The following is a 19,274-nucleotide window of genomic DNA, read 5'->3' as shown; positions in this document are numbered from 1 at the left end:
TGGCCGGGCGGCGTGGCGCCGTCCACAGGGCTGCCGGTCAGGCGGCGATCGCGGGCAGAGGTCAGCCCTCGCAGCCGACGCCGTTCCCGTCGGCGTCGAGGCGGTGCGGGTCGGGCGGCACCACGGCGAAGCGCCGTTGGGGCAGGTCGCCGCAGTCCAGGTCACCGACGTCGGCGAACGCCGGGACGCACACGTCGGGGTACGCGGGGTCGCACGACGCGCCGGTCGACGGTCCCGCGTCGACGGGCGGCGCGGGTGCCGCAGCGGCGGGCGGCGTGCCGCCGTCGGGCAGCTGCTGGTGCGGGCAGTCGGCGAGCACCCGGCTCATCGCGTCCCGCTCGGCGGCCGTGACCCAGGCGCCGTACCGCGACTTCACCGCGATCTGACGGGCGACGTACGAGCAGCGGTAGCCCCGGTTCGGCGGCAGCCACGTCGCGGCGTCCCCGTCGCCCTTCTGCTGGTTCAACGGTCCGTCGTCCGCGAGGAGGTTGAGCGGGTCGTTCGCGAAGGCGAGGCGCTGCTGCGGCGTCCACTGCTGGGCGCCCTTCTGCCAGGCGTCGGACAGGGCGACCACGTGGTCGACCTGCACGGCCTCGCTGGTGCCCTCGCCGCGGACGAACGCGATGCGGCGGCCGGAGTACGGGTCGGTCAGGGTGCCGCTGGCGACGACGCAGTCGCGGGTGCCGGGGCGGGTGGTGACGTCCACCAGGTCGCGCCGCAGGACGTCGTTGCGGGTGTCGCAGCCGTTGCGGTCGGTGTCGGCCCACGCGGGCCCGAAGAGGTCGCGGTCGTAGCCGGTCCGCGGTGCCCGGCCCTTGACCTCGAGCGTCGCCAGGACCGCCACGGCGCTCAGCGGGACCGCCTGGTCGTCGTCCTCCCCCGGCCGCGACGCCTCGCCCGTCGCGGAGTCGGGGGCCGACGACGTGGCCGGAGCGGTCGCCGTCGCAGGCCCGGGAGCCGGCGTGCCGGGTGCGTCGCAGCCGGCGCAGACGCCGAGGACGAGGACGGCGAGGAGTCGGCTGCGTGCTCTCCGCCTGCCCACGGTCATCCCCCGCGCGTCGGTCCCTGCGGCCTGGACGGGCCGCGTGCGGCACCCGCCGGTCGGTCGGAGCCGGGGACGACGATCGCACGAGCGCCCCTCGGGTCAGTCACCGCCCTCGTGGCGGGTGACCGCGGACCGAGGTGGCTGTCCGGGGCGGTCGTCACCGCCCCGGACGGGCCGACCCTCAGTGCGCGTGGGCGGCCAGGTGGTAGGCCTGGCCAGCGCGGGCGCCGAGCCACACGCCGCCGCGGATCGACATGGTCTCCGCGCTGTCGTAGGCGGGCACGATGTCGTCGTTGAGGTTGACGGTGGCCCGCTGCAGGAACCAGTTGTCGTCGCGCCCCTTGGGGTGGAAGCGGACGTACACGGGGAAGCGCTGCAGGTCCTCGGTGCGCAGCCGCGGGGAGCGGGGGTCGTTCAGCTGCGGGTGCAGCGTGTTGCCACCGGCGCCGAGGACGTAGGTGCGCGACGAGCCGGACTCGAAGTCGTCGGCCGAGGTGTCGAGGTAGAACTCGCGGCCGCCGATGCCGAGGTACACGTCCCCGTCGGTGCCGGCGCCGTTCGCGCGCATCGTCTGCAGGGTGACGCGGATGGTCGAGATGTCGGGCATGGCTGGGTGTCTCCGTCGTTGCGTGGTGCCACCGCCCCGGCGGAGCGGCCGGGAAGCAGGAGCGGCGGACCGCCCGCCTGAGACACGCAAATCGGGATCGACTCAGGTACTCGAGCGCCCCCAGTGCGCCAGGTGCAGCTCCCGCACGGCTTCTGCGTGTTCGGGGAAGGGGCCCTCGACGGGGTGCTCGGGCAGCACGTCGTGCAGCGACAGCGGGGCGACGGGCCCGGCGGGGACGCCGGCCTCCGCGGCCCAGGCCCGCAGCTGCTCGCCGGACGTCGCGAAGACGATCCGCCCGAGGCCGGCCCACCCGTGCGCGGTCGAGCACATCGCGCAGTGCTCCCCCGACGTGTACACCGTGGCCGCCGCGCGCTCGACCTCGTCGAGGTGGCTCACGGCCCAGCGGACCAGCTCGATCTCCGGGTGGGCGAGCGGGTCCCGGCCGGTGACCGTCCGGTTCCGGTCCTCCGCCAGCACCGTCCCGTCAGCGGCGACGAGGACCGAGCCGAACGGGGCGTCGCCGGCGGCGACCGCCTCGGCGGCGAGCTCGACGCAGCGGCGGAGGTGGTCCTGCTCGGTGCTCATGGTGGGGACGTTACGCCGCCCGTCACCTGGCGAGTCCGCCCTGCCGTTGTGCGAGCCAGTCGGCGACGCTCGTCAGGTACCGGCCGTACGAGGAGCGAGCCAGGGGGACCGCCGCCGCGAGGATCCGCACGTCGACGTCCAGGTACTCGTGGACGACCACGTTGCGCAGGCCCACGGACGGCTTCAGCTCGGCCGCCAGGTCGGCGTCGACCAACCCAGCCGATGCGGCCGCGTCGAACGACGAGCGGTAGTCGGTGACCGCCTCCCCGAGGACGGTCGCCGCGACGTGGCTGTTGACGGAGACCGCGAGCTGCACCAGCTGGCTGAGCACGTGCTCGACCACGTGCCGGCGGAAGCGGTCGGCCTCGAGCTGGTCCGCGGTGACCTCGCCGAGGCTCTCGAGGTCGCGCAGCAGCAACCGGATCGTGGCGAGCCGCTCCTGCACGACCCCGGCGCGCAGGTCACGCGGTGTCACCCTCCGCTCCGGAGCAGCTCGAGCTGCGCACGGCGCAGGTGGTCGGTGTCGAGCCGCTCCATCGTCGCGGCGATCTGCTCGCGCGCGGCGTCCCCGTCACCGCGCTCGTACAACGGCTCACCGAAGACGAGCGCCTGCTCGCGAGCCACGGGGCCCGCCGTGTTGAGGACCATGAGGTCGACCGCCCCGGTACCCGCCAGCTCCGCGAGCCGGTCCAGGAACGTCAGCACGTGCTCGGGCCGGTACGGCGTGAACCGCACGGCGACGTCGAGGTCACGCGGGTCGACGGCCTCGGGGTCGACGGCGCTCCCGAAGACGACCAGCAACGTGACGTCGTGGTCGTGGCAGAGACGGGCCAGTGCACCGGACGCTGCCGCCTCCCGCAGGACGGTGAGGTGCTCGGCGACGGCCATGCCAGGAGCCTACCGAGGCAGTGGTCAGGCACCCTGCCCACGCTCGGCGGCGCGGCAGAGGTCCTCCAGGTCACCCTGCAGGGCCTTGGCGACCGACCGGCGCGCCAGCGGGCCGGTGACCGCCCCGAGGACCTTGGCGACGGTGGTGGTCGGGCGGCCGTCGAACGTCAGGGCGACCTCGGTGCCGCCCTCGACCACGGGGGTGACGGTGAACGTCGAGACGTAGTGGGCCCCGTGGGCCTCGCTCTCCACGGTGTAGGACTCGTGCGGCGTCACGGCGGTCACCCACATCTCCTCGGTCGCGGGCCTGCCTAGCATCGTGCGCGTCTCGCGCCACCGGGTGCCGACGCCGAAGGCCGACCGCTCCCCCACCAGCTCGACGGCGTCCACGCCGCTGAGGACGCGCGGTGATCCCTCGATGTCGGTGGCGAGGTCCCAGACCCGCTCGACGGGGGCGGTCGTGGTGCGGACGACGGTGACTGCGCTCATGGGTCCGTTCTACCCCTCGGGGAGGACACCGGGCGGGACGACGCGGGTGGACGACGAACCCGCCGCCGGCTCACCGTCGCCGCAGGAGCACCGCCACCTCCTGGTGGCCGGTCTGCGGAAACATGTCGAACAGCCGGGCCGCCTCGGGCCGCAGCGACGGCATCCGCGCCAGGTCGGTGGCCAGCGTCGCGGGGTTGCAGCTGGAGTACACGACGTGCCCGACGGCCGACCGCTCCAGCCAGTCGGCCAGCTCAGGGCCGATCCCCCGGCGGGGCGGGTTGACGACGACGAGGTCGGGGACGTCGTCCTGATCCAGCGCCCACCGGGTTGCGTCCGCGGCGACGAACCGCGCGTCGAGCCGACCGTCGCCTGGGCCCCCCACCAGCTCGGCGGCGGACTGCTCCGCGCTCGCGACGGCCTCCGGCGACACCTCGACGCCGGTCACCGCCACACCGCGGCCCGAGCGGGCGCTGCCGGCGAGCGCGTGCAGCGCGAACCCGCCGACCCCGCTGTACAGGTCCCACAGGGACGCCGGGCCGACGTCCCCGACCCACTGCCGCACCTGCCGGTACAGACCGGCGGCGACGACCGTGTTGGTCTGGAAGAAGCTGCGCGGTCGCAGGTGCAGGGTGACGTCGTCGACGCGCATGGGCAGGGTCTGCTGGTCGGTGAGGGGGATCTCGACCTCCCCCTCGAGGGTGGCTTTGTGCTCGGGGTGCAGGTTCGCCGTGACCACACGCAGCTGCGGCAGCTCGGCGAGCAGCTGGGGCAGGTGGCGCCGCAGCCGCCCGAGCTGTCCCTCCGAGCGCAGCACGAAGCGGGCCATCACGTCGCCGTCCGGTGAGTGGGTCAGGTGCACGTACTTCAGCTCGCCCGAGCGCCGGGGCACGTCGTACGGCACCAACCCGATCCGGCCGAGGAGGGGCGGCAGCGCCTGCCAGACGGCGGACAGCCCGGGTTCGACGACGCCGCAGCCGCGCAGGTCCACTCCCCGGCCGCCGGTGTCGAGGATGCCGAGGGTCGGCTCGTCGCGGCTCCCGCCGACGACGCACTTGGCCTTGTTGCGGAAGCCCGACTCCGGGCCGGTGAACGGCTCGAGCCACGTCACGTCCGGCGCGACGGCCGACAGGACGTCGGCGCAGTGGCGCTGCTTGTCCGCCACCTGCGTCGCGTACGGGACGCCCATCAGGGTGCAGGACCGGCAGCGGCCGGCGTCGAAGTAGTCGCACTGCATGGTGGAGCCAGCCTAGGTGTCTTAACTCCACTGAAGCGTGCCTTATCCTGGTGAGGTGCACCTCACCGAACGCGAGCAGCAGGTCCTCGCCCTGCTGCGCCAGGACCCGCTGATCGGGTCCGAGGCGATCGCCGAGCGGCTCGGCACGACGAGGGCGGCGGTCAACGTGCACCTGTCGAACCTGACGCGCAAGGGAGCCGTCCTCGGCCGTGGGTACGTGCTCGCCGAGGGAGCCACGGTCGTCGTCGTCGGCGGGTCGAACCTCGACGTCAAGGCGCGGACGACGGCACCGCTGCGGCAGGGCACGAGCAACCCCGGTCGAGCCTCCATGGCCCCGGGCGGGGTCGGACGCAACGTCGCCGAGAACCTCGCCCGGCTCGGCACGACGACCCTCCTGGTCAGCTCGGTCGGCCGGGACGCGGCGGGCGAGACCGTGCTGGCGCAGACGATCGCGGCCGGCGTCAGGGTGGAGCACGTCCACCGCACCGACCGGCCCACCGGCAGCTACGTCGCCGTCCTCGACGACCGCGGCGAGCTGCACGCCGCGGTGTCGGACATGGCCGCGACCGCCGACCTGCGGCCCGAGCACCTGACCGCGGCGCAGGCGGACCTGGCCCGCGCGTCCCTGCTCGTGGTCGACGGCAACGTCTCCCCCGCCGTCCTCGACCGCGCGCTGGACCTGGCCCACGCCGCCGGCGTCCGCGTCGTGCTGGAGCCGGTGAGCGCCCCGAAGGCGGCCGCGCTGGCACCGCACGTCACCCCCGAGCGCCCCCTGCACGCGGTGACCCCGAACCGGGACGAGCTCGAGGCCCTGACCGGCCAGCCGACGCGCACCCGACGGCAGCTCCTGGCCGCCGCGGACGCCCTGCACGCGCGCGGCGTCGCGCTGGTGTGGGTGCGCCTCGGCGACCGCGGGTCCCTGCTGAGCGAGGCGACCGGCGGGACGACGACGCGCACGGACCTGCCGGCGCTGCCGACCGCGGTCGAGGACGTCACCGGCGCCGGGGACGCGATGCTGAGCGCGTTCTGCCACGCACTGCTGGAGGGCGAGAGCCCCGTGGACGCCGCGCGGCTCGGGCACGCCGCCGCCGCGCTGACCATCGCCAGCCCGCAGACCGTGCGGCCGGACCTGACCCCGCGGCTGCTGCGCGCCGAGCTCGCCCGGCACCAGCCCGCTGCGCACGTCGTCGCCACCGGCGACGGCACGAGCCCGAAGTCCCAACCCCGACCCGTCGGAGCACCATGAACCCGCCCACGCCCACCACCCCGCACCCCGCGCTGCGCCTGACCGACGAGGTGGCCGACGCGCTGCGCACCGGCGCACCCGTCGTCGCGCTGGAGAGCACGATCATCAGCCACGGGATGCCCTACCCGCAGAACGTCGAGACCGCCCGCGCCGTCGAGCAGGTCGTCCGCTCCCGCGGCGCCGTCCCGGCGACCGTCGCCGTCCTCGACGGCGTCCCCCGGGTCGGCCTCGCCGACGACGACCTCGAGCTGCTCGGCTCGAGCCCGGACGTGATGAAGGTCAGCGTCCGCGAGCTGCCGTACACGATGGCGCGCGGCATCCACGGGGCGACGACCGTGGCCGCGACCATGCGGCTGGCGGCGCTCGCCGGCGTTCCGGTGTTCGTCACCGGTGGCCTCGGCGGCGTGCACCGCGGCGCGCAGCGCACGTTCGACGTCAGCGCCGACCTCACCGAGCTGTCGACCACCCCCGTGGCCGTGGTGTCCGCTGGCGTGAAGAGCATCCTCGACATCGGGCTGACGCTGGAGGTGCTGGAGACGCTGCGCGTCCCCGTCCTCGCGTACCGCACCGACGAGTTCCCCGCGTTCTTCTCCCGCCGCAGCGGGCACGCCGCGCCGCTGCGCGTGGACACCGCCGACGAGGTCGCCGCCGTCATGCAGGCGACGTGGGACCTGGGGATCGGCAGCGGCCTGTCGGTCGTCAACCCCATCCCCACGGACGACGAGATCCCGGCGGACGAGATCGCCGCCATCATCGACCGGGCGCTGGCCGACCTGGACGCCGAGGGCGTGCACGGCAAGGACGCGACGCCCTTCCTGCTCGGCCGGATCGTGGAGATCACCGGCGGGGCGAGCCTGGCCGCGAACATCGCCCTGGTGCGCGACAACGCGCTGCTGGGCGCCGACGTGGCGGTGGCGTACGCGGCTCGACGCAGCGGCTGACGAACCGGCGAGCCGGCACCGGCTCCCCGGACGCGCGAGGGCGCCGAGCGGTGGTCCCGCTCGGCGCCCTCGCGCGTGTGGCGTCGGTCAGCCGACCTGCACCTCGGTGCGGTCACCGGACCACAGGGTGTGGAACACGCCGTCCCGGTCGACGCGGCGGTAGGTGTGCGCGCCGAACAGGTCGCGCAGCCCCTGCACCAGCGCCGCGGGCAGCCGCTCGCGCCGCACGGTGTCGTAGGCGGCCAGGGCCGAGGAGAAGCCCGGGACGGGGACCCCGTGCGTCGTGGCCAGGGCGACGACCCGCCGCCACCCGTCCTGGGCGCGACCCAGGTCGGCCGCGACCTCGGGGTCGGTCAGCAGGGTGGTCGGCGCGTCGGCGGAGTAGACCTGCCGGATCCGCTCCAGCAGCCGGGCGCGGATGATGCACCCGGCGCGCCAGATCCGGGCGACGGCCTCGAGGTCGACGTCCCAGCCGTACGCCTCGCTGGCGGACGCGATCATGTCCAGGCCCTGCGCGTACGCGACGACCTTGGACGCCCACAGCGCGTCCCGGACGTCGGCCAGGAGCGCGACGACGTCGTCCGGGGCGCCGACGTCCAGCACCGGCTCGGGACCGGGCAGCCCGCCGGAGACGGCCCGCAGCCGCTGGTGCCCGGACGCGGAGCGCGCGAACACGGCCGCGGCGATGGTGTCGACGGGCGACCCCACCTCCAGGGCGGTCTGCACCGTCCAGCGGCCGGTGCCCTTCTGCTCCGCGGCGTCCAGGACGACGTCGACGAGCGGGCGGCCCGTGGCGGCGTCGACCTGGTCGAGGACCTCGGCGGTGATCTCGACGAGGAAGGAGTCCAGGTCGCCGGTGTTCCACTCGCGGAACACCTCGGCGATCCGGGCCGGCTCGAGCCCGGCGGCGCGCAGCAGGTCGTACGCCTCGGCGATGAGCTGCATGTCGGCGTACTCGATGCCGTTGTGCACCATCTTCACGAAGTGCCCGGCGCCGTCGGGGCCGATGTACGCGCAGCACGGGTCGCCGTCGACGGTCGCGGCGATGCTCTCCAGCAACGGGCCGAGCGCGGCGTAGGACTCCGGCGATCCGCCGGGCATGATGCTCGGCCCGAGCAGGGCGCCCTCCTCGCCGCCGGAGATCCCGGCACCGACGAAGTGCAGGCCGACCTCGCGCAGGGCCGCCTCGCGCCGGCGGGTGTCCTCGAAGTGGGCGTTGCCGCCGTCCACGACCACGTCGCCGGGCTCGAGGAGCGGGACGAGCGCGTCGATGGTCGCGTCGGTGGCCGCACCGGCCTTGACCATGATGATGATCCGCCGCGGCCGGTCGAGGCTGGCCACGAGCGCCGCCAGGTCCGGGGCGGCGACGAAGGTCCCCTCGGCGCCGTGCACGCGCACCAGCTCGTCCAGCCGGGCGGTGGTGCGATTGTGGACGGCGACGCGGTGGCCGTGCCGGGCGAGGTTGCGGGCGAGGTTGGCTCCCATCACCGCGAGGCCGACGACGCCGACGTCCGCGCGCGCCTCCTGCGGCTCGATCGTCTGCGCACTCACCGGTCCGCTCCCTTCGCCGCGATGTCGGCGGTGATCTGCCGGAACCGGCTCTCCGTCAGCGGGTAGAAGGCCATCACGGCCAGCGACAGGATGCCGAACACCCCGAGGATGCCACCGGCCCACAGCTGGATGCTCTCGGCGACCCCGGCGGCCTGGTCCTGGCCGCTGGAGGCGCGGTCGGCGCTGAAACCGGCCCAGGTCAGGGCCAGCCCCCCGACGAACCCACCGAGCGCCTGACCCATCTTGCGGGTGAACGAGAACACCGCGTAGGTGGTGCCCTCCGTGCGGTGCCCGGTGCGCCACTGGCCGTACTCGACGGTGTCGGCCTCGAGCGCCCACATCAGGGTGTTGACGCCGTAGATGCCCAGCCCGCTGAGGAAGAACGCGACCAGCCCGAGCGCCGGGGTGCTCGACAACGGCGCGAACGCCAGCAGGGCCGCTCCGACGAGGGTGACGCCCCCGAACAGCAGGTAGCCGGCGCGCTTGCCGATGGTGCGCACCACCGTCGGGATGACGGGGCCCACCGCGAACAGGGAGACGGTCTGCGCGAGGGTGTTCCAGGCGATGAACTGCGCGTCCTGCTGGACGTAGATCGCCACGTACGTCCCCAGCGTGCTCAGGCCGGTGAAGCCGGTGAGGAAGAGCACGGATCCGGCGGACAGCCACAGCAGCGGGGTGTTGCTGCGCAGGGTGCGCATGCTGTCGCGCAGGGAGACCTTCGCGACCGGGCGGGCGACCTGCTCCTTGGTGCCGGAGACGGTGAACAGGTACAGGGCCATGCCGACGACGACGAACGCGCCGGTGGTGACGAACAGCGAGCGCTGCAGCGCCTCGGGGTCCCCGGCGTTGCCGCGGATCTGGGGGGCGACGACGAACGCGACCGCGAGGATGGCCAGCGCCGCGCCGTACATCCGGTAGGTGGCGAGCTTGCCGCGCTCGACGGGCTGCTGGGTCATCGCCGGGGCCATCGAGCCGAACGGGATGTTGACCAGCGTGTAGAAGACCGAGCCCATCAGCAGGTACGTGACGTACATGTAGACGACGGCCGCGGTCCCGGAGATGTCGGGGAAGAACGACTTCGCCGAGTAGATCGCCATGCTGGACAGCAGCAGCGGCAGGGAGAACACGAGGATGAACGGGCGGAACTTGCCGAGCCGACCGGGTCGCTTGGCGTCGACGACGCGGCCGACGAACAGGTCGGTGACGGCGTCGGCGAACCGGACGACGAGGAACATCGTGCCGATGACGGCGCCCTCGATGCCGACGACGTTGGTGTAGTACAGCGTCAGGAACATCGACGCCATGAAGAACGACAGGTTGTTCGCGGCGTCCCCGGCCGCGTACGCCAGGTAGTTGCGGCGGCTCAGCGGCCGCGTGACCGGAGACTGCGCTGCCGGTGCGGTGGCGGTCGCGTTCACGGGGGCTCCGGGGGCGGTCGGGGGTGCGGGCGGGCGGGTGGGCGGTGAGGTCACGGCGAAGCTCATCGAGAGGCCTTCTTCCAGCGGCGGCGCAGCGCGAACGCCGCGGACTTGGGCTTGCGGTCGCGGGTGAAGGCGCCCTTCTTGTTGCCGTCCACGCGCATGACGCCGGACTTCGTGGCGAAGTCGGCGAAGTTCCACACGTGCTCGCCGACGACGGCGTCGACGCGGTCGAACACGCGGTGGTTCATCTCCAGGTAGTCGACCTGGTACTCCTCGGTCCACGGCTGCGACTCGATCGCGTGCAGCCCGGTCAGGGTGTCGGCGCCGTACTCGGTGATGATGATCGGCTTGCCGTCACCGGCCCACGCCTCGAGCTCGTCCTGCCAGGCCTTCTCGGCGCCGGCGAGGTCGCCGGTGTTGACGTACCAGCCGTAGTACCGGTTGAGCATGAGGACGTCGGCGAACTGGCTGACCTGGCACGTGCCGTGCGGGGCGAGCATGACGTTGACGAAGCCGACGGGCCGGGTCGGGTCGAGCTCGCGGGTCAGGTCGAACAGCGGCTCGAAGTACTCGCGGGCGCCGTCGGTGTCGGACTCCGGCTCGTTCGCGATAGACCACAGCACGACGGACGGGTGGTTCTTGTCGCGGGCGACGAGCTCGCGGATCGCCTGGGCGTGCACCTCGCGGGTCGCGTCGTTCGCGGTCTCCGGGGAGTACGTGACGTACCCCTGGCCGCCGAAGATGCCGCCACCGAGGCCCATGTTCAGCCCGACCGCTGCGGTCTCGTCGATGACGACGATGCCGTGGCGGTCGGCGTAGTCGAGGACCTCCTCGGCGTACGGGTAGTGGGAGGTGCGGAACGAGTTCGCGCCGATCCAGTCCATCAGCTCGATGTCGTGCACGAGCCAGGCGTCGTCGTGCCCCTTGCCCTTGACGGGCAGGTCCTCGTGCTTGCCGAAGCCGGTGAAGTAGAACGGCTCGCCGTTGATGAGGAACCGGGTGCCGTCGACCTCGACGGTGCGGATGCCGACGTGCACCGGGTAGGAGTCGACGACCTCGTCGCCGTCGACGACCTCGGCGGTCAGCTCGTACAGGTACCCCTCGCCGGGCTGCCACAGGTGGGCGTCCTCGACGCGCAGGACGCCGGTCGCGCCGTCGGCGCGGGCGACCTCGGTGCCCTCGGCGTCGTGCAGGACGACGCGGACGGACGCGCCGGCGTCCCCGGCGGTCTCGACGCGGTAGTCGACGGTGCCGGTGGACCCGTCGCGGCCGGTGACGACGGTGACGTCGCTGACGTGGGTGCGCGGGGTGACGTACAGCCACACGGAGCGGTGCAGGCCCGCGTAGTTGAAGAAGTCGTGCCAGTAGATCTGCTGCTGGCCGGTCGGGGTGTCCTCGACGACGCCCGGCGGGATCGACTGCCACGTCAGGCGGTTGTCGACCACGGCGGTGACGCGCAGGACGGCGCCCGGCTCGGCGAGGTGGGTGACGTCGGCCTCGAACGGGGTGTAGCCGCCCTCGTGCTCGGCGACCTGCTCGCCGTCCACCCAGACGACGGCGCGGTGCGTCGCGGCGTCGAACCGCAGCACGACGCGCTGCCCGGCCCAGCCGCGCGGGACGCGGACGGTCGTCTCGTACCAGGCGTCGCCGATGTGGTCGCGGGCGCCGGCGTCGACGAGGACGTCGTTGTAGCTGGCGGGGACGGGCACGTCGCGGGTGCCGGTGAGAGGGGCGGCGGCCCAGCCGTCACAGCGGCCGGCGCCGTCGGCGTCGAGCCGGAACGACCAGATGCCGTCGAGGCTCTTGCGGTCGCGGGTTGCGGTGTCCTTCGGACGGAGCACGGTGACCTCCTGGGTCGGTCGCTGGCGTTCCTCCATTGACGGCCGTGGCGCCCGCGCACGGCAAGCGGTTGCCACCGGTTGCCGGGGGTGCCTACGGTCGGGTCGAGGTGGTGCCGGTGGCGGGGAGCCAGGGTGGCGACGGTGGGCGGTCGGCGCGCCCGGTGACCATCTACGACGTGGCCCGCGAGTGCGGGGTCGCCGCGTCCACGGTGTCGCGGGCGTTCTCCCGGCCCGGGCGCGTGAACCCGGGGACGGCGGCGCGGATCCACGAGGCGGCGCAGAGGCTCGGGTATCGCACGAACCCGTTGGCGCGTGCGGTGACCACGGGCCGCACCCGGATGGTCGGCGTGGTGGTGTCGGACGTGACGAACCCCGTGTACTTCCCGGTCGTCCGCGGGGTCGAGGCCGCCGCGGCGGAGCGGGACCTGACGGTGCTGCTCACCGACGCGCAGGAGTCCGCCCGCACCGAGCGCTCGGGGATCGACCGGGCGCTGCCGCTGGTGGACGGGCTGCTGCTGGCCGGGTCGCGGATGTCGGACGCGGCGATCCGCGCCACCGCCCAGCAGGTGCCGGTGGTGGTGTGCAACCGGCCCGTCGCCGGGGTCGCCAGCGTCGTCACCGACAACGCCCGGGGGGTGCGGCGGGCGGTCGAGCACCTCGGCGAGCTCGGCCACACCACGGTCACGTACCTGGCGGGGCCGGAGGCGTCGTGGGCGGACGGCGCCCGGTGGCGTGCCGTGCAGGAGGCCACGCTGGAGCTCGACCTGCGCGCCGTCCGGGTCGGCCCGACCACGCCGACGGTGTCCGGCGGGGTGGCGGCCGTCGACGCGCTGGCGCGCCAGCGGCCCACCGCCGTCCTGGCGTACAACGACCTGCTCGCGATCGGCGTGCTGCGTGGCCTGGCCCAGGCGGGGGTCGGCGTCCCGGACGAGGTCAGCGTCGTCGGCTTCGACAACATCTTCGGCTCGGACTTCTGCACCCCGGCGCTGACCACCGTCGCCGCGCCGTTGCTGGCGCTGGGCTCGGAGGCCCTGACGCACCTGGCGGCGCAGCTGGACGGCGTCCCGCCGCGCACGGGCGCACCGACGGTGCTGCCCGCCCGGCTGGTGATCCGCGAGTCGACCGGACCCGCACCGCGTCCAGCCCGGCCCAGGGCGCGTCGGCGTCCGCGGTGACCAGCGGCCGGGCTCAGCGCAGCCGGTAGAGCACCTCACCGGCCTGCGGGACGACGAGGGTGTCCGGGTCGGCCTCGTACGCGGCGAGGTCGACGTCGTCCGGGTGCACGTAGTCCAGGTTCGCGCCGCGCACCGTGCTCTCCGGCACGGACGTCGCGAGCGTGACCGTGACCCGCAGCCGCTCCCCCTCCTCGGGGTCCCACGTGCCCGCGCCGCGCAGGTGGGTGGAGTGCGCCAGGACGCCCCAGTGCAGGTGCTTGTACCGGTCCCACTGCTTGGTGAAGAAGTCGCGGCAGTGGTAGCCGATCTCGTCGATCTCGGGGTGCATGGCGGCGATCTGCCGCACGTGCGGGGCGTACAGGATCACCTGCCCGCCGTCGGCGACGACCGGTTCGAGCTTGTAGAACCCCTTGGCCGCCGTCCAGATGTCGTCGTACTTCTCGGGGATGAGCGACACGACCCGGCGGACGGGGGCGTCGAGGTAGCGCACGTGCGTCTCGGCGGAGACGTCGGCGGCGGCCGCCCACGCGGCGCGCGGGTCGCCGAACGCCGCGGCGTGCAGGGTGCTGGCCCCGGACTCGACGACGACGCACAGCGCGAGGGTCTGCGACGGGATGAGCGACGCGGCCTCGTCGATGAGCGCGCGCACCGGGGTCGTGCCCTTCGTGCCGATGATGTCGGCGCTGGTGATGAGCGCACCGAGCCAGTGGGACAGGTCGATGACCTCCTGGCCCGCCACCCCGGGGAAGAAGTACTTGTTGCCGCCGGAGAACCCGACGACCTCGTGCGGGAACACCGGCCCGACGACGAGGGCGACGTCGTGCTCGACGACGGCCCGGTTGAGCCGGACGTCGACCCCCTCGCGCAGCAGACCGCCGGACAGCTCGGCGACCCGGTCGGCGCCGATGTGCCCGAGGTCGGCGAACGCGGCCTGGTCCCACCACTCGTGGTTCAGGACGGTGGTGCCCGGGTAGCGCGACTCCAGCTCCCCCTCGGGGTAGCCGAGGTGACGCGCGAGCTCCGGCGGGTGCATCGCGGCGTGCGTGCCGAGCGCGACCAGCACCGTCAGCCGGGTGACCCGGCCGTGGACGGCGGCGTGGACGGCGTCCAGCAGCAACGGCAGCGGGCAGCTGCGGGTCGCGTCGGGGACGAGCACGCACAGGCTCCGGCCGTCGAGGTCGGCGGCGGCGAGCTGCTCGGTGACGAACCGGCGCACCTCGTCGTCGTCGAGGACGACCCCCGGGCCGCCGACGACGGCCGCCGGAGGGGCTGGCGCGGTGGTCTCGGGCGTTGGCACCACGGTGTCGCTCATGCGGTTCACCCTGCCCCCGCCCGGGGGCCGCGGCAAGGAGCGGCGGCAACCCGTGGCAACCGGTTGTCGGCCACGGGGTGCGGCTCGGAGCATGGCTGCATGACCAGCGCCCCGCCCCTCGCCTTGCACCCCGACCGCCTGCTGCCGGCCGACCCGGCGGCGCGCGACGTCGCCCGCCGGCTGTACGAGGCCGTGCGGGCGCTGCCGATCATCTCCCCCCACGGGCACGTCGACCCCCGCACCCTGCTGGACGACGTCCCGTTCGCCGACCCGGCGAGCCTGCTCGTCACCCCCGACCACTACGTCACCCGCCTGCTGCACGCCAGCGGCGTGCCGCTGCAGGACCTCGGGGTGGGTCGCGGCCCGCTACCCGAGGCCGAGGCGCGGGAGGTGTGGCGGCGGCTGTGCAGCCACTGGCACGTCTTCCGCGGGACGCCGGTGCGGTACTGGCTGGAGTCCGAGCTCGCCGACATCTTCGGGGTGACCGTGCGGCCGTCCGCCGACACCGCCGACGCCGTGTACGACCAGGTCGCCGACCGGCTCGGCAAGCCCGAGTACCGGCCGCGAGCCCTGTTCGAGCGGTTCGGCATCGCCGTCCTCGCCACCACCGACGACCCGTGCGACGACCTGTCCGCGCACGCCGCCCTGGCCGCCGACCCGACCTGGTCCGGGCGCGTCGTCCCGACGTTCCGGCCGGACCGCTACCTCGAGCCGGCCGGCGCCGACTGGCCCGCGCTGGTCGCCCGCCTCGGGGACGTCGCCGGCGCCGACACCGGCACCTACGCGGGGTGGGTCGAGGCGATGGAGCGCCGCCGCGCGCACTTCGTCGCCCACGGCGCGACGTCCGCCGACCACAGCCACGAGGACGTCCGGACCGACCCGCTCGACCCGGCCGAGGCCGAGCGCGTCTACGCGTCCGCGCTCGCCGGTCGCGCGACGGCGGCCGAGGCGGTGGCGCTGCGCCGGCACATGCTGCTGGAGATGGCGCGGATGTCGTGCGACGACGGCCTGGTGATGACCCTGCACCCGGCGGTCCGGCGCGGCCACCACTCCCCCACCGGGTCGCAGTTCGGCCCGGACACCGGGCACGACATCCCGCTGCGGGTGGAGTTCACCGACGCGCTGCGCCCCCTGCTAGAGCGGTACGGCACCCACCCGAACCTGCACCTGGTGCTGTTCACCCTCGACGAGACGGTGTTCTCCCGCGAGCTCGGGCCGCTCGCCGGCTTCTACCCGTCCGTGTACGTCGGCGCCCCGTGGTGGTTCCTCGACGCCCCGGAGGCGGTGCGCCGGTGGCGGTCCGCGGTCACCGAGTCCGCCGGGCTCACCCGCACGTCCGGGTTCGTCGACGACACCCGCGCCTTCTGCTCCATCCCGGCCCGCCACGACATGTCCCGGCGCCTGGACGCCGGCTTCCTCGCCCAGCTCGTCACCGAGCACCGGCTCGACGAGGACGAGGCGCTCGAGACCGCCGTCGACCTGGTCACGGGTCGCCCGACCGAGGCGTTCAAGCTGTGAGCGCGCCCCTGCGCCGCGAGGGCGCCGCACCGCCGGTCCGCATCGTGCACCTCGGCCTCGGCAGCTTCTTCCGCGCCCACCAGGTCTGGTACACCGCGAACGCCCCGGACGCCGACCAGTGGGGCGTCGCCGCGTTCGCCGGCCGCAGCCGCGCGCTCGCCGACGCCCTGGACGCCCAGGGCGGCGCGTACACCCTGCTCACCCGTGCCGCCGACGGCGACCGGTTCGACGTCGTCGGGTCGGTGGTGCGGGCGCACGCCGCCGACGACCACGACGCGTGGCTCGGCTACCTCGCCGACCCGGCCGTCGCCGTCGTCACGGTGACCGTCACCGAGGCCGGGTACCGGCAGGGCGGCTACCGGCAAGGCGGCGCTGACGACGGGTCGCCGGCGGGCCTGGACGCGACCGACCCCGACGTCACCGCGGACGTCGACGCGCTGCGCGCCGACCCCCGCTCCCCCGTCACCACCGCGCCCGGGCGTCTCGTCGCCGGGTTCCTCGCCCGCCGCGCCGCCGGCGCCGGCCCGCTGGCCGTCGTCCCGTGCGACAACCTCATGCACAACGGCCCCGTCGCCGCCCGGGTCGTGGGCGACCTCGCCGCGCTGGTCGACCCGACGCTCGCGGCGTGGGTCGAGGCGAACGTCTCGTTCGTCACGACGGTCGTCGACCGGATCACCCCCCGCACCACGGACGACGACGTGGACACGGTCACCGCGGGCACCGGCCGCCACGACGCCGTCCCCGTCGTCACCGAGCCGTTCAGCGAGTGGGTGCTCGCCGGGTCCTTCCCCGCCGGCCGGCCCCGCTGGGAGGACGCCGGCGCCACGTTCACCGACGACGTCACCGCCTACGAGCAGCGCAAGCTGTGGCTGCTCAACGGCGCGCACTCCCTGCTCGCCTACGCCGGCCCCGGCCGCGGGCACACCACCGTCGCCGACGCCGTGCAGGACCCGGTCTGCCGGAGGTGGGTCGAGCAGTGGTGGGACGAGGCGTGCCCGCACCTGCCGCACCCCGACGCCGAGCTCGCCGCCTACCGGGCGGCGCTGCTGGACCGGTTCGCCAACCCCCGGATCCGGCACCTGCTCGGCCAGGTCGCCGCCGACGGGTCGCAGAAGCTCCCCGTGCGGATCCTGCCCGTGCTGCGCGCCGAGCGGGCGTCCGGACGCCTGCCCGCGGGCGCCGTCCGGGTGCTGGCCGCGTGGGTGCTGCACCTGCGCGGCGACGCGTCCGCGGTGACCGACCCGCGCGCCGAGGAGCTGCGGCAGGCCGCGGACGGGGACGTCGGCGACGCCGCCCGGCGGGTGCTCGCCGCCCTCGACCCGCAGCTGGCGGGTGACGACGCGCTCGTCACCGCCGTGGCGGACACCGTGCGCGACCTCGCCGACGGCACCGCGACGTGACCGGGCACGCGAGCGGGCGTCAGGGCCGGGCGTCCGGGGAGGACGGCGCGGGGGGCCGTCCACCGGCGCGGGTGGTCATCGGCCTGGACGTCGGCACGACCGCGGTCAAGTGCGTCGCGTTCGGGCTAGGGTCGCCGTGGCGGCACGTCGCCGTCCGCGAGTACCCGCTGCTGGAACCGGAGCCGGGGTGGCAGGTGCAGGACCCGGCGGCGGTGCTCGCCGCCGCGACGGACGCCCTCGCCCGGTGCGCGGCCGCGGCGGGGTCAGCGGACGTGGTGGCCGTGTCGGTGAGCACCGCGATGCACGGCCTCGTGGGCCTGGACGCCGACCTGCGTCCCGTCACGCCGCTGGTGACGTGGGCGGACGGCCGGGCCCGGGAGGAGGCCGCGTGGTTGCGGACCACCGACGAGGCCGCGTCCCTGCACCGGTCCACGGGCACCCCCCTGCACCCCATGTCGCCGCTGGCGAAGCTGCTGTGGTTCGCCCAGCAGGAGCCGGCCACCTGCGCGCGGGTGCGGTGGTGGGCGGGCCTGAAGGACGTCGTCCTGCACCGGCTGACCGGGACACTCGTCACCGAGCTGTCGTCGGCGTCCGGGACGGGGCTGCTGGACCTGCGGTCACGCACGTGGCACGCGGCCGCCCTCGACCTGGCCGGGGTGGACGCCGAGCAGCTCCCCCCGGTCCTGCCGACGACCGCGACGCTCGGGCTGGACGGCCCGGTCGCGGCCCGGGTGGGGCTGCGGCGCGGGACGCCGGTGGTGCTCGGCGCCGGTGACGGGCCGCTCGGCAACGTCGGGACCCGCGCCCTGGCCCCCGGGACCGCCGGGCTGTCGCTGGGGACGAGCGGCGCCGTGCGCATGGTCGTCCCGGCGCCGCCGGCGGACCTGGACCCGGCGCTGTTCTGCTACGCGGTCACGGACGACGCGTGGACCGTCGGCGGGGCGGTCAGCAACGGCGGGATCGTCGTCCGGTGGGCGCAGCAGGCGCTCGCACCGGACCTCGTAGGCGCCTCGGACGACGGTGTCGAGCCCGACGAGCGGGTGCTGCAGCTGGCCGCGACCGTCCCCGCCGGCAGCGAGGGCCTGGTGATGCTGCCGTACCTGCTGCCGGAACGGGCGCCGCTGTGGGAGCCGGACCTGCCCGGCGCCTACCTGGGGCTGCGGCGCGGGCACACCCGCGCGCACCTCGTCCGCGCCGCGGTCGAGGGTGTCGCCGGGCAGCTGTCCACGGTCGTCGACGCGCTCGACCGGTTGCAGCCGGTGCGCGAGGTCCGCGCCACCGGCGGTGCGCTGCGCTCCCCGCTGTGGTCGTCGGTACTGGCCTCGACGTTCGACCGACCGCTCGTGCACACCGGCGACGCGGAGGGATCCGCCCTCGGGGCCGCCGCGCTCGGGCTGCTCGCCCTCGGGCACGTCACCTCCCTGGCCGCCGGGGCCGAGGCCCTGTGCCCCGACGGTGGGGACGGGCGGGTGACGCTGCCCGACCCGGGTGACGCGCTGGTGTACCGGCGGGTCCGCGAGCGGGTGCCGGCGCTGCTGGCCGGCCTGGCCCCGGTGGCCGGCGGTCAGGCGGCGCCGCGGACGGTGAGGAGCACCTCCCCGGTCGTCGTCCCCTGCGGGTCCAGCCGGAACGTGTAGGCGCCGGTCGCGGGAAGCGTGACGGCCGTGGACGTGCCGTTGTCGCGGCCGCTGACGAGCGTGGAGCCGTCGGGGGCCAGCAGCCACCACCGGGGCTCGGTCGAGTAGCTGGTGCCGAACGTGTTGCCGCTGACGACGATCTGGACGCGCTGGCCGGCCGTGGCCGTCACGGTGGCGGTGGCGTCCTGGCCGGGTGCGTCGACGGCGACGGTCAGCGGCACACCGTCGACGCCGACGGACCCGGCGTGCGCGTCGTCCGGGACGGTCCACACCGCGACCGAGAGCTGCCCCGTCGTCGTCCCCTGCGGGTCGAGGACGAACGTGTACGTCCCGGTCTGCGGCAGCGCCCGGGTGTCGACCAGGGCGGCGTCCCGGCCCGAGAAG

Annotated in this window: 17 protein-coding genes and 1 pseudogene; 6 read left to right on the top strand and 12 right to left on the bottom strand. The window is 74.8% G+C overall.

Going from position 1 to position 19,274, the window contains the following annotated elements; all coding sequences use genetic code 11:
- Window positions 1–61 precede the first annotated feature (61 nt).
- The 7 genes from ACYVQV_RS00090 to rlmC form a co-directional block, all read right to left on the bottom strand.
- Window positions 62–1,048 carry an HNH endonuclease family protein gene (locus ACYVQV_RS00090; protein WP_461021218.1) on the bottom strand — a complete coding sequence of 329 codons (987 nt, stop codon included), beginning with the start codon at window positions 1,046–1,048 and terminating at the stop codon, window positions 62–64.
- Between the two features lie 178 nt (window positions 1,049–1,226).
- Window positions 1,227–1,652 (bottom strand): hypothetical protein, encoded by a 426-nt coding sequence (locus tag ACYVQV_RS00085; RefSeq protein ID WP_461021217.1) that lies wholly within the window; start codon window positions 1,650–1,652, stop codon window positions 1,227–1,229.
- A gap of 102 nt (window positions 1,653–1,754) precedes the next feature.
- Complete coding sequence (locus tag ACYVQV_RS00080) at window positions 1,755–2,237, bottom strand: nucleoside deaminase (RefSeq protein ID WP_461021216.1); 483 nt, start codon at window positions 2,235–2,237, stop codon at window positions 1,755–1,757.
- A 22-nt stretch (window positions 2,238–2,259) separates the two neighbouring features.
- The gene (gene hepT / locus ACYVQV_RS00075; RefSeq protein WP_461021215.1) at window positions 2,260–2,712 is read right to left on the bottom strand and encodes a type VII toxin-antitoxin system HepT family RNase toxin; all 453 of its coding nucleotides are present in this window, start codon (window positions 2,710–2,712) and stop codon (window positions 2,260–2,262) included.
- Window positions 2,709–3,125, bottom strand: a complete 417-nt coding sequence (locus ACYVQV_RS00070) for a nucleotidyltransferase family protein (protein WP_461021214.1) — start codon at window positions 3,123–3,125, stop codon at window positions 2,709–2,711. Before ACYVQV_RS00070 ends, hepT begins: the two co-directional genes overlap by 4 nt.
- A gap of 24 nt (window positions 3,126–3,149) precedes the next feature.
- Complete coding sequence (locus ACYVQV_RS00065; protein WP_461021213.1) at window positions 3,150–3,614, bottom strand: SRPBCC family protein; 465 nt, start codon at window positions 3,612–3,614, stop codon at window positions 3,150–3,152.
- 70 nt (window positions 3,615–3,684) lie between these two features.
- On the bottom strand, window positions 3,685–4,848 hold the full coding sequence (gene rlmC, locus ACYVQV_RS00060; protein WP_461021212.1) for a 23S rRNA (uracil(747)-C(5))-methyltransferase RlmC: 1,164 nt from the start codon (window positions 4,846–4,848) through the stop codon (window positions 3,685–3,687).
- A gap of 55 nt (window positions 4,849–4,903) precedes the next feature.
- On the opposite strand from rlmC, the gene ACYVQV_RS00055 reads away from it, so the two are divergent.
- Both ACYVQV_RS00055 and ACYVQV_RS00050 read left to right on the top strand, forming a co-directional pair.
- Window positions 4,904–6,094, top strand: a complete 1,191-nt coding sequence (locus ACYVQV_RS00055; protein ID WP_461021211.1) for a PfkB family carbohydrate kinase — start codon at window positions 4,904–4,906, stop codon at window positions 6,092–6,094.
- On the top strand, window positions 6,091–7,035 hold the full coding sequence (locus tag ACYVQV_RS00050) for a pseudouridine-5'-phosphate glycosidase (protein ID WP_461021210.1): 945 nt from the start codon (window positions 6,091–6,093) through the stop codon (window positions 7,033–7,035). The genes ACYVQV_RS00055 and ACYVQV_RS00050 overlap by 4 nt, the downstream gene beginning before the upstream one ends.
- Window positions 7,036–7,122: 87 nt before the next feature.
- Here the strand turns inward: ACYVQV_RS00050 and gndA are convergent, their stop codons facing one another.
- The 3 genes from gndA to uidA all read right to left on the bottom strand — a co-directional run bounded on the left by gndA (window position 7,123) and on the right by uidA (window position 11,884).
- Window positions 7,123–8,520 (bottom strand): NADP-dependent phosphogluconate dehydrogenase, encoded by a 1,398-nt coding sequence (gndA, locus tag ACYVQV_RS00045; RefSeq protein ID WP_461021490.1) that lies wholly within the window; start codon window positions 8,518–8,520, stop codon window positions 7,123–7,125.
- Window positions 8,521–8,582: 62 nt separating this feature from the next.
- Window positions 8,583–10,070: a glycoside-pentoside-hexuronide (GPH):cation symporter gene (locus ACYVQV_RS00040; protein ID WP_461021209.1), complete on the bottom strand. Its 1,488-nt coding sequence runs from the start codon at window positions 10,068–10,070 to the stop codon at window positions 8,583–8,585.
- Window positions 10,067–11,884, bottom strand: a complete 1,818-nt coding sequence (uidA, locus tag ACYVQV_RS00035) for a beta-glucuronidase (protein WP_461021208.1) — start codon at window positions 11,882–11,884, stop codon at window positions 10,067–10,069. Before uidA ends, ACYVQV_RS00040 begins: the two co-directional genes overlap by 4 nt.
- An 80-nt stretch (window positions 11,885–11,964) precedes the next feature.
- Between uidA and ACYVQV_RS00030 the strand changes: the two genes are divergently transcribed.
- Window positions 11,965–13,023, top strand: coding sequence for a LacI family DNA-binding transcriptional regulator (locus ACYVQV_RS00030; RefSeq protein ID WP_461021207.1), 1,059 nt, complete (start codon window positions 11,965–11,967; stop codon window positions 13,021–13,023).
- Window positions 13,024–13,036: 13 nt separating this feature from the next.
- Here the strand turns inward: ACYVQV_RS00030 and ACYVQV_RS00025 are convergent, their stop codons facing one another.
- Window positions 13,037–14,335: a lactate racemase domain-containing protein gene (locus tag ACYVQV_RS00025; RefSeq protein WP_461021206.1), complete on the bottom strand. Its 1,299-nt coding sequence runs from the start codon at window positions 14,333–14,335 to the stop codon at window positions 13,037–13,039.
- 99 nt (window positions 14,336–14,434) lie between these two features.
- Here ACYVQV_RS00025 and uxaC point away from each other — a divergent pair, with 99 nt between their 5' ends.
- The 3 genes from uxaC to ACYVQV_RS00010 all read left to right on the top strand — a co-directional run bounded on the left by uxaC (window position 14,435) and on the right by ACYVQV_RS00010 (window position 18,890).
- On the top strand, window positions 14,435–15,853 hold the full coding sequence (gene uxaC, locus ACYVQV_RS00020) for a glucuronate isomerase (RefSeq protein WP_461021205.1): 1,419 nt from the start codon (window positions 14,435–14,437) through the stop codon (window positions 15,851–15,853).
- Entirely contained in the window at window positions 15,850–17,253 is a 1,404-nt protein-coding gene (locus ACYVQV_RS00015; RefSeq protein WP_461021204.1) for a mannitol dehydrogenase family protein, read from the top strand. Before uxaC ends, ACYVQV_RS00015 begins: the two co-directional genes overlap by 4 nt.
- A 71-nt stretch (window positions 17,254–17,324) precedes the next feature.
- Entirely contained in the window at window positions 17,325–18,890 is a 1,566-nt protein-coding gene (locus tag ACYVQV_RS00010) for a gluconokinase (protein ID WP_461021203.1), read from the top strand.
- Here the strand turns inward: ACYVQV_RS00010 and ACYVQV_RS00005 are convergent.
- A pseudogene (locus ACYVQV_RS00005) lies at window positions 18,818–19,274 on the bottom strand (hypothetical protein); the annotation flags it as partial. The gene ACYVQV_RS00010 and the pseudogene ACYVQV_RS00005 sit on opposite strands and share 73 nt — an antisense overlap.

Source organism: Thalassiella azotivora, assembly GCF_054781695.1.
The sequence above is the reverse complement of the archived record's forward strand: the minus strand, read 5'-3'. Positions and strand labels throughout refer to the sequence as shown.

Coding starts and splice junctions, on each gene's coding strand:
- ACYVQV_RS00090 (WP_461021218.1), bottom strand. CDS start 1,048: ATGACCGTGGGCAGGCGGAGAGCACGCAGCCGACTCCTCGCCGTCCTC.
- ACYVQV_RS00085 (WP_461021217.1), bottom strand. CDS start 1,652: ATGCCCGACATCTCGACCATCCGCGTCACCCTGCAGACGATGCGCGCG.
- ACYVQV_RS00080 (WP_461021216.1), bottom strand. CDS start 2,237: ATGAGCACCGAGCAGGACCACCTCCGCCGCTGCGTCGAGCTCGCCGCC.
- ACYVQV_RS00070 (WP_461021214.1), bottom strand. CDS start 3,125: ATGGCCGTCGCCGAGCACCTCACCGTCCTGCGGGAGGCGGCAGCGTCC.
- ACYVQV_RS00065 (WP_461021213.1), bottom strand. CDS start 3,614: ATGAGCGCAGTCACCGTCGTCCGCACCACGACCGCCCCCGTCGAGCGG.
- rlmC (WP_461021212.1), bottom strand. CDS start 4,848: ATGCAGTGCGACTACTTCGACGCCGGCCGCTGCCGGTCCTGCACCCTG.
- ACYVQV_RS00050 (WP_461021210.1), top strand. CDS start 6,091: ATGAACCCGCCCACGCCCACCACCCCGCACCCCGCGCTGCGCCTGACC.
- gndA (WP_461021490.1), bottom strand. CDS start 8,520: ATGGGAGCCAACCTCGCCCGCAACCTCGCCCGGCACGGCCACCGCGTC.
- ACYVQV_RS00040 (WP_461021209.1), bottom strand. CDS start 10,070: ATGAGCTTCGCCGTGACCTCACCGCCCACCCGCCCGCCCGCACCCCCG.
- uidA (WP_461021208.1), bottom strand. CDS start 11,884: ATGGAGGAACGCCAGCGACCGACCCAGGAGGTCACCGTGCTCCGTCCG.
- ACYVQV_RS00025 (WP_461021206.1), bottom strand. CDS start 14,335: ATGAGCGACACCGTGGTGCCAACGCCCGAGACCACCGCGCCAGCCCCT.
- uxaC (WP_461021205.1), top strand. CDS start 14,435: ATGACCAGCGCCCCGCCCCTCGCCTTGCACCCCGACCGCCTGCTGCCG.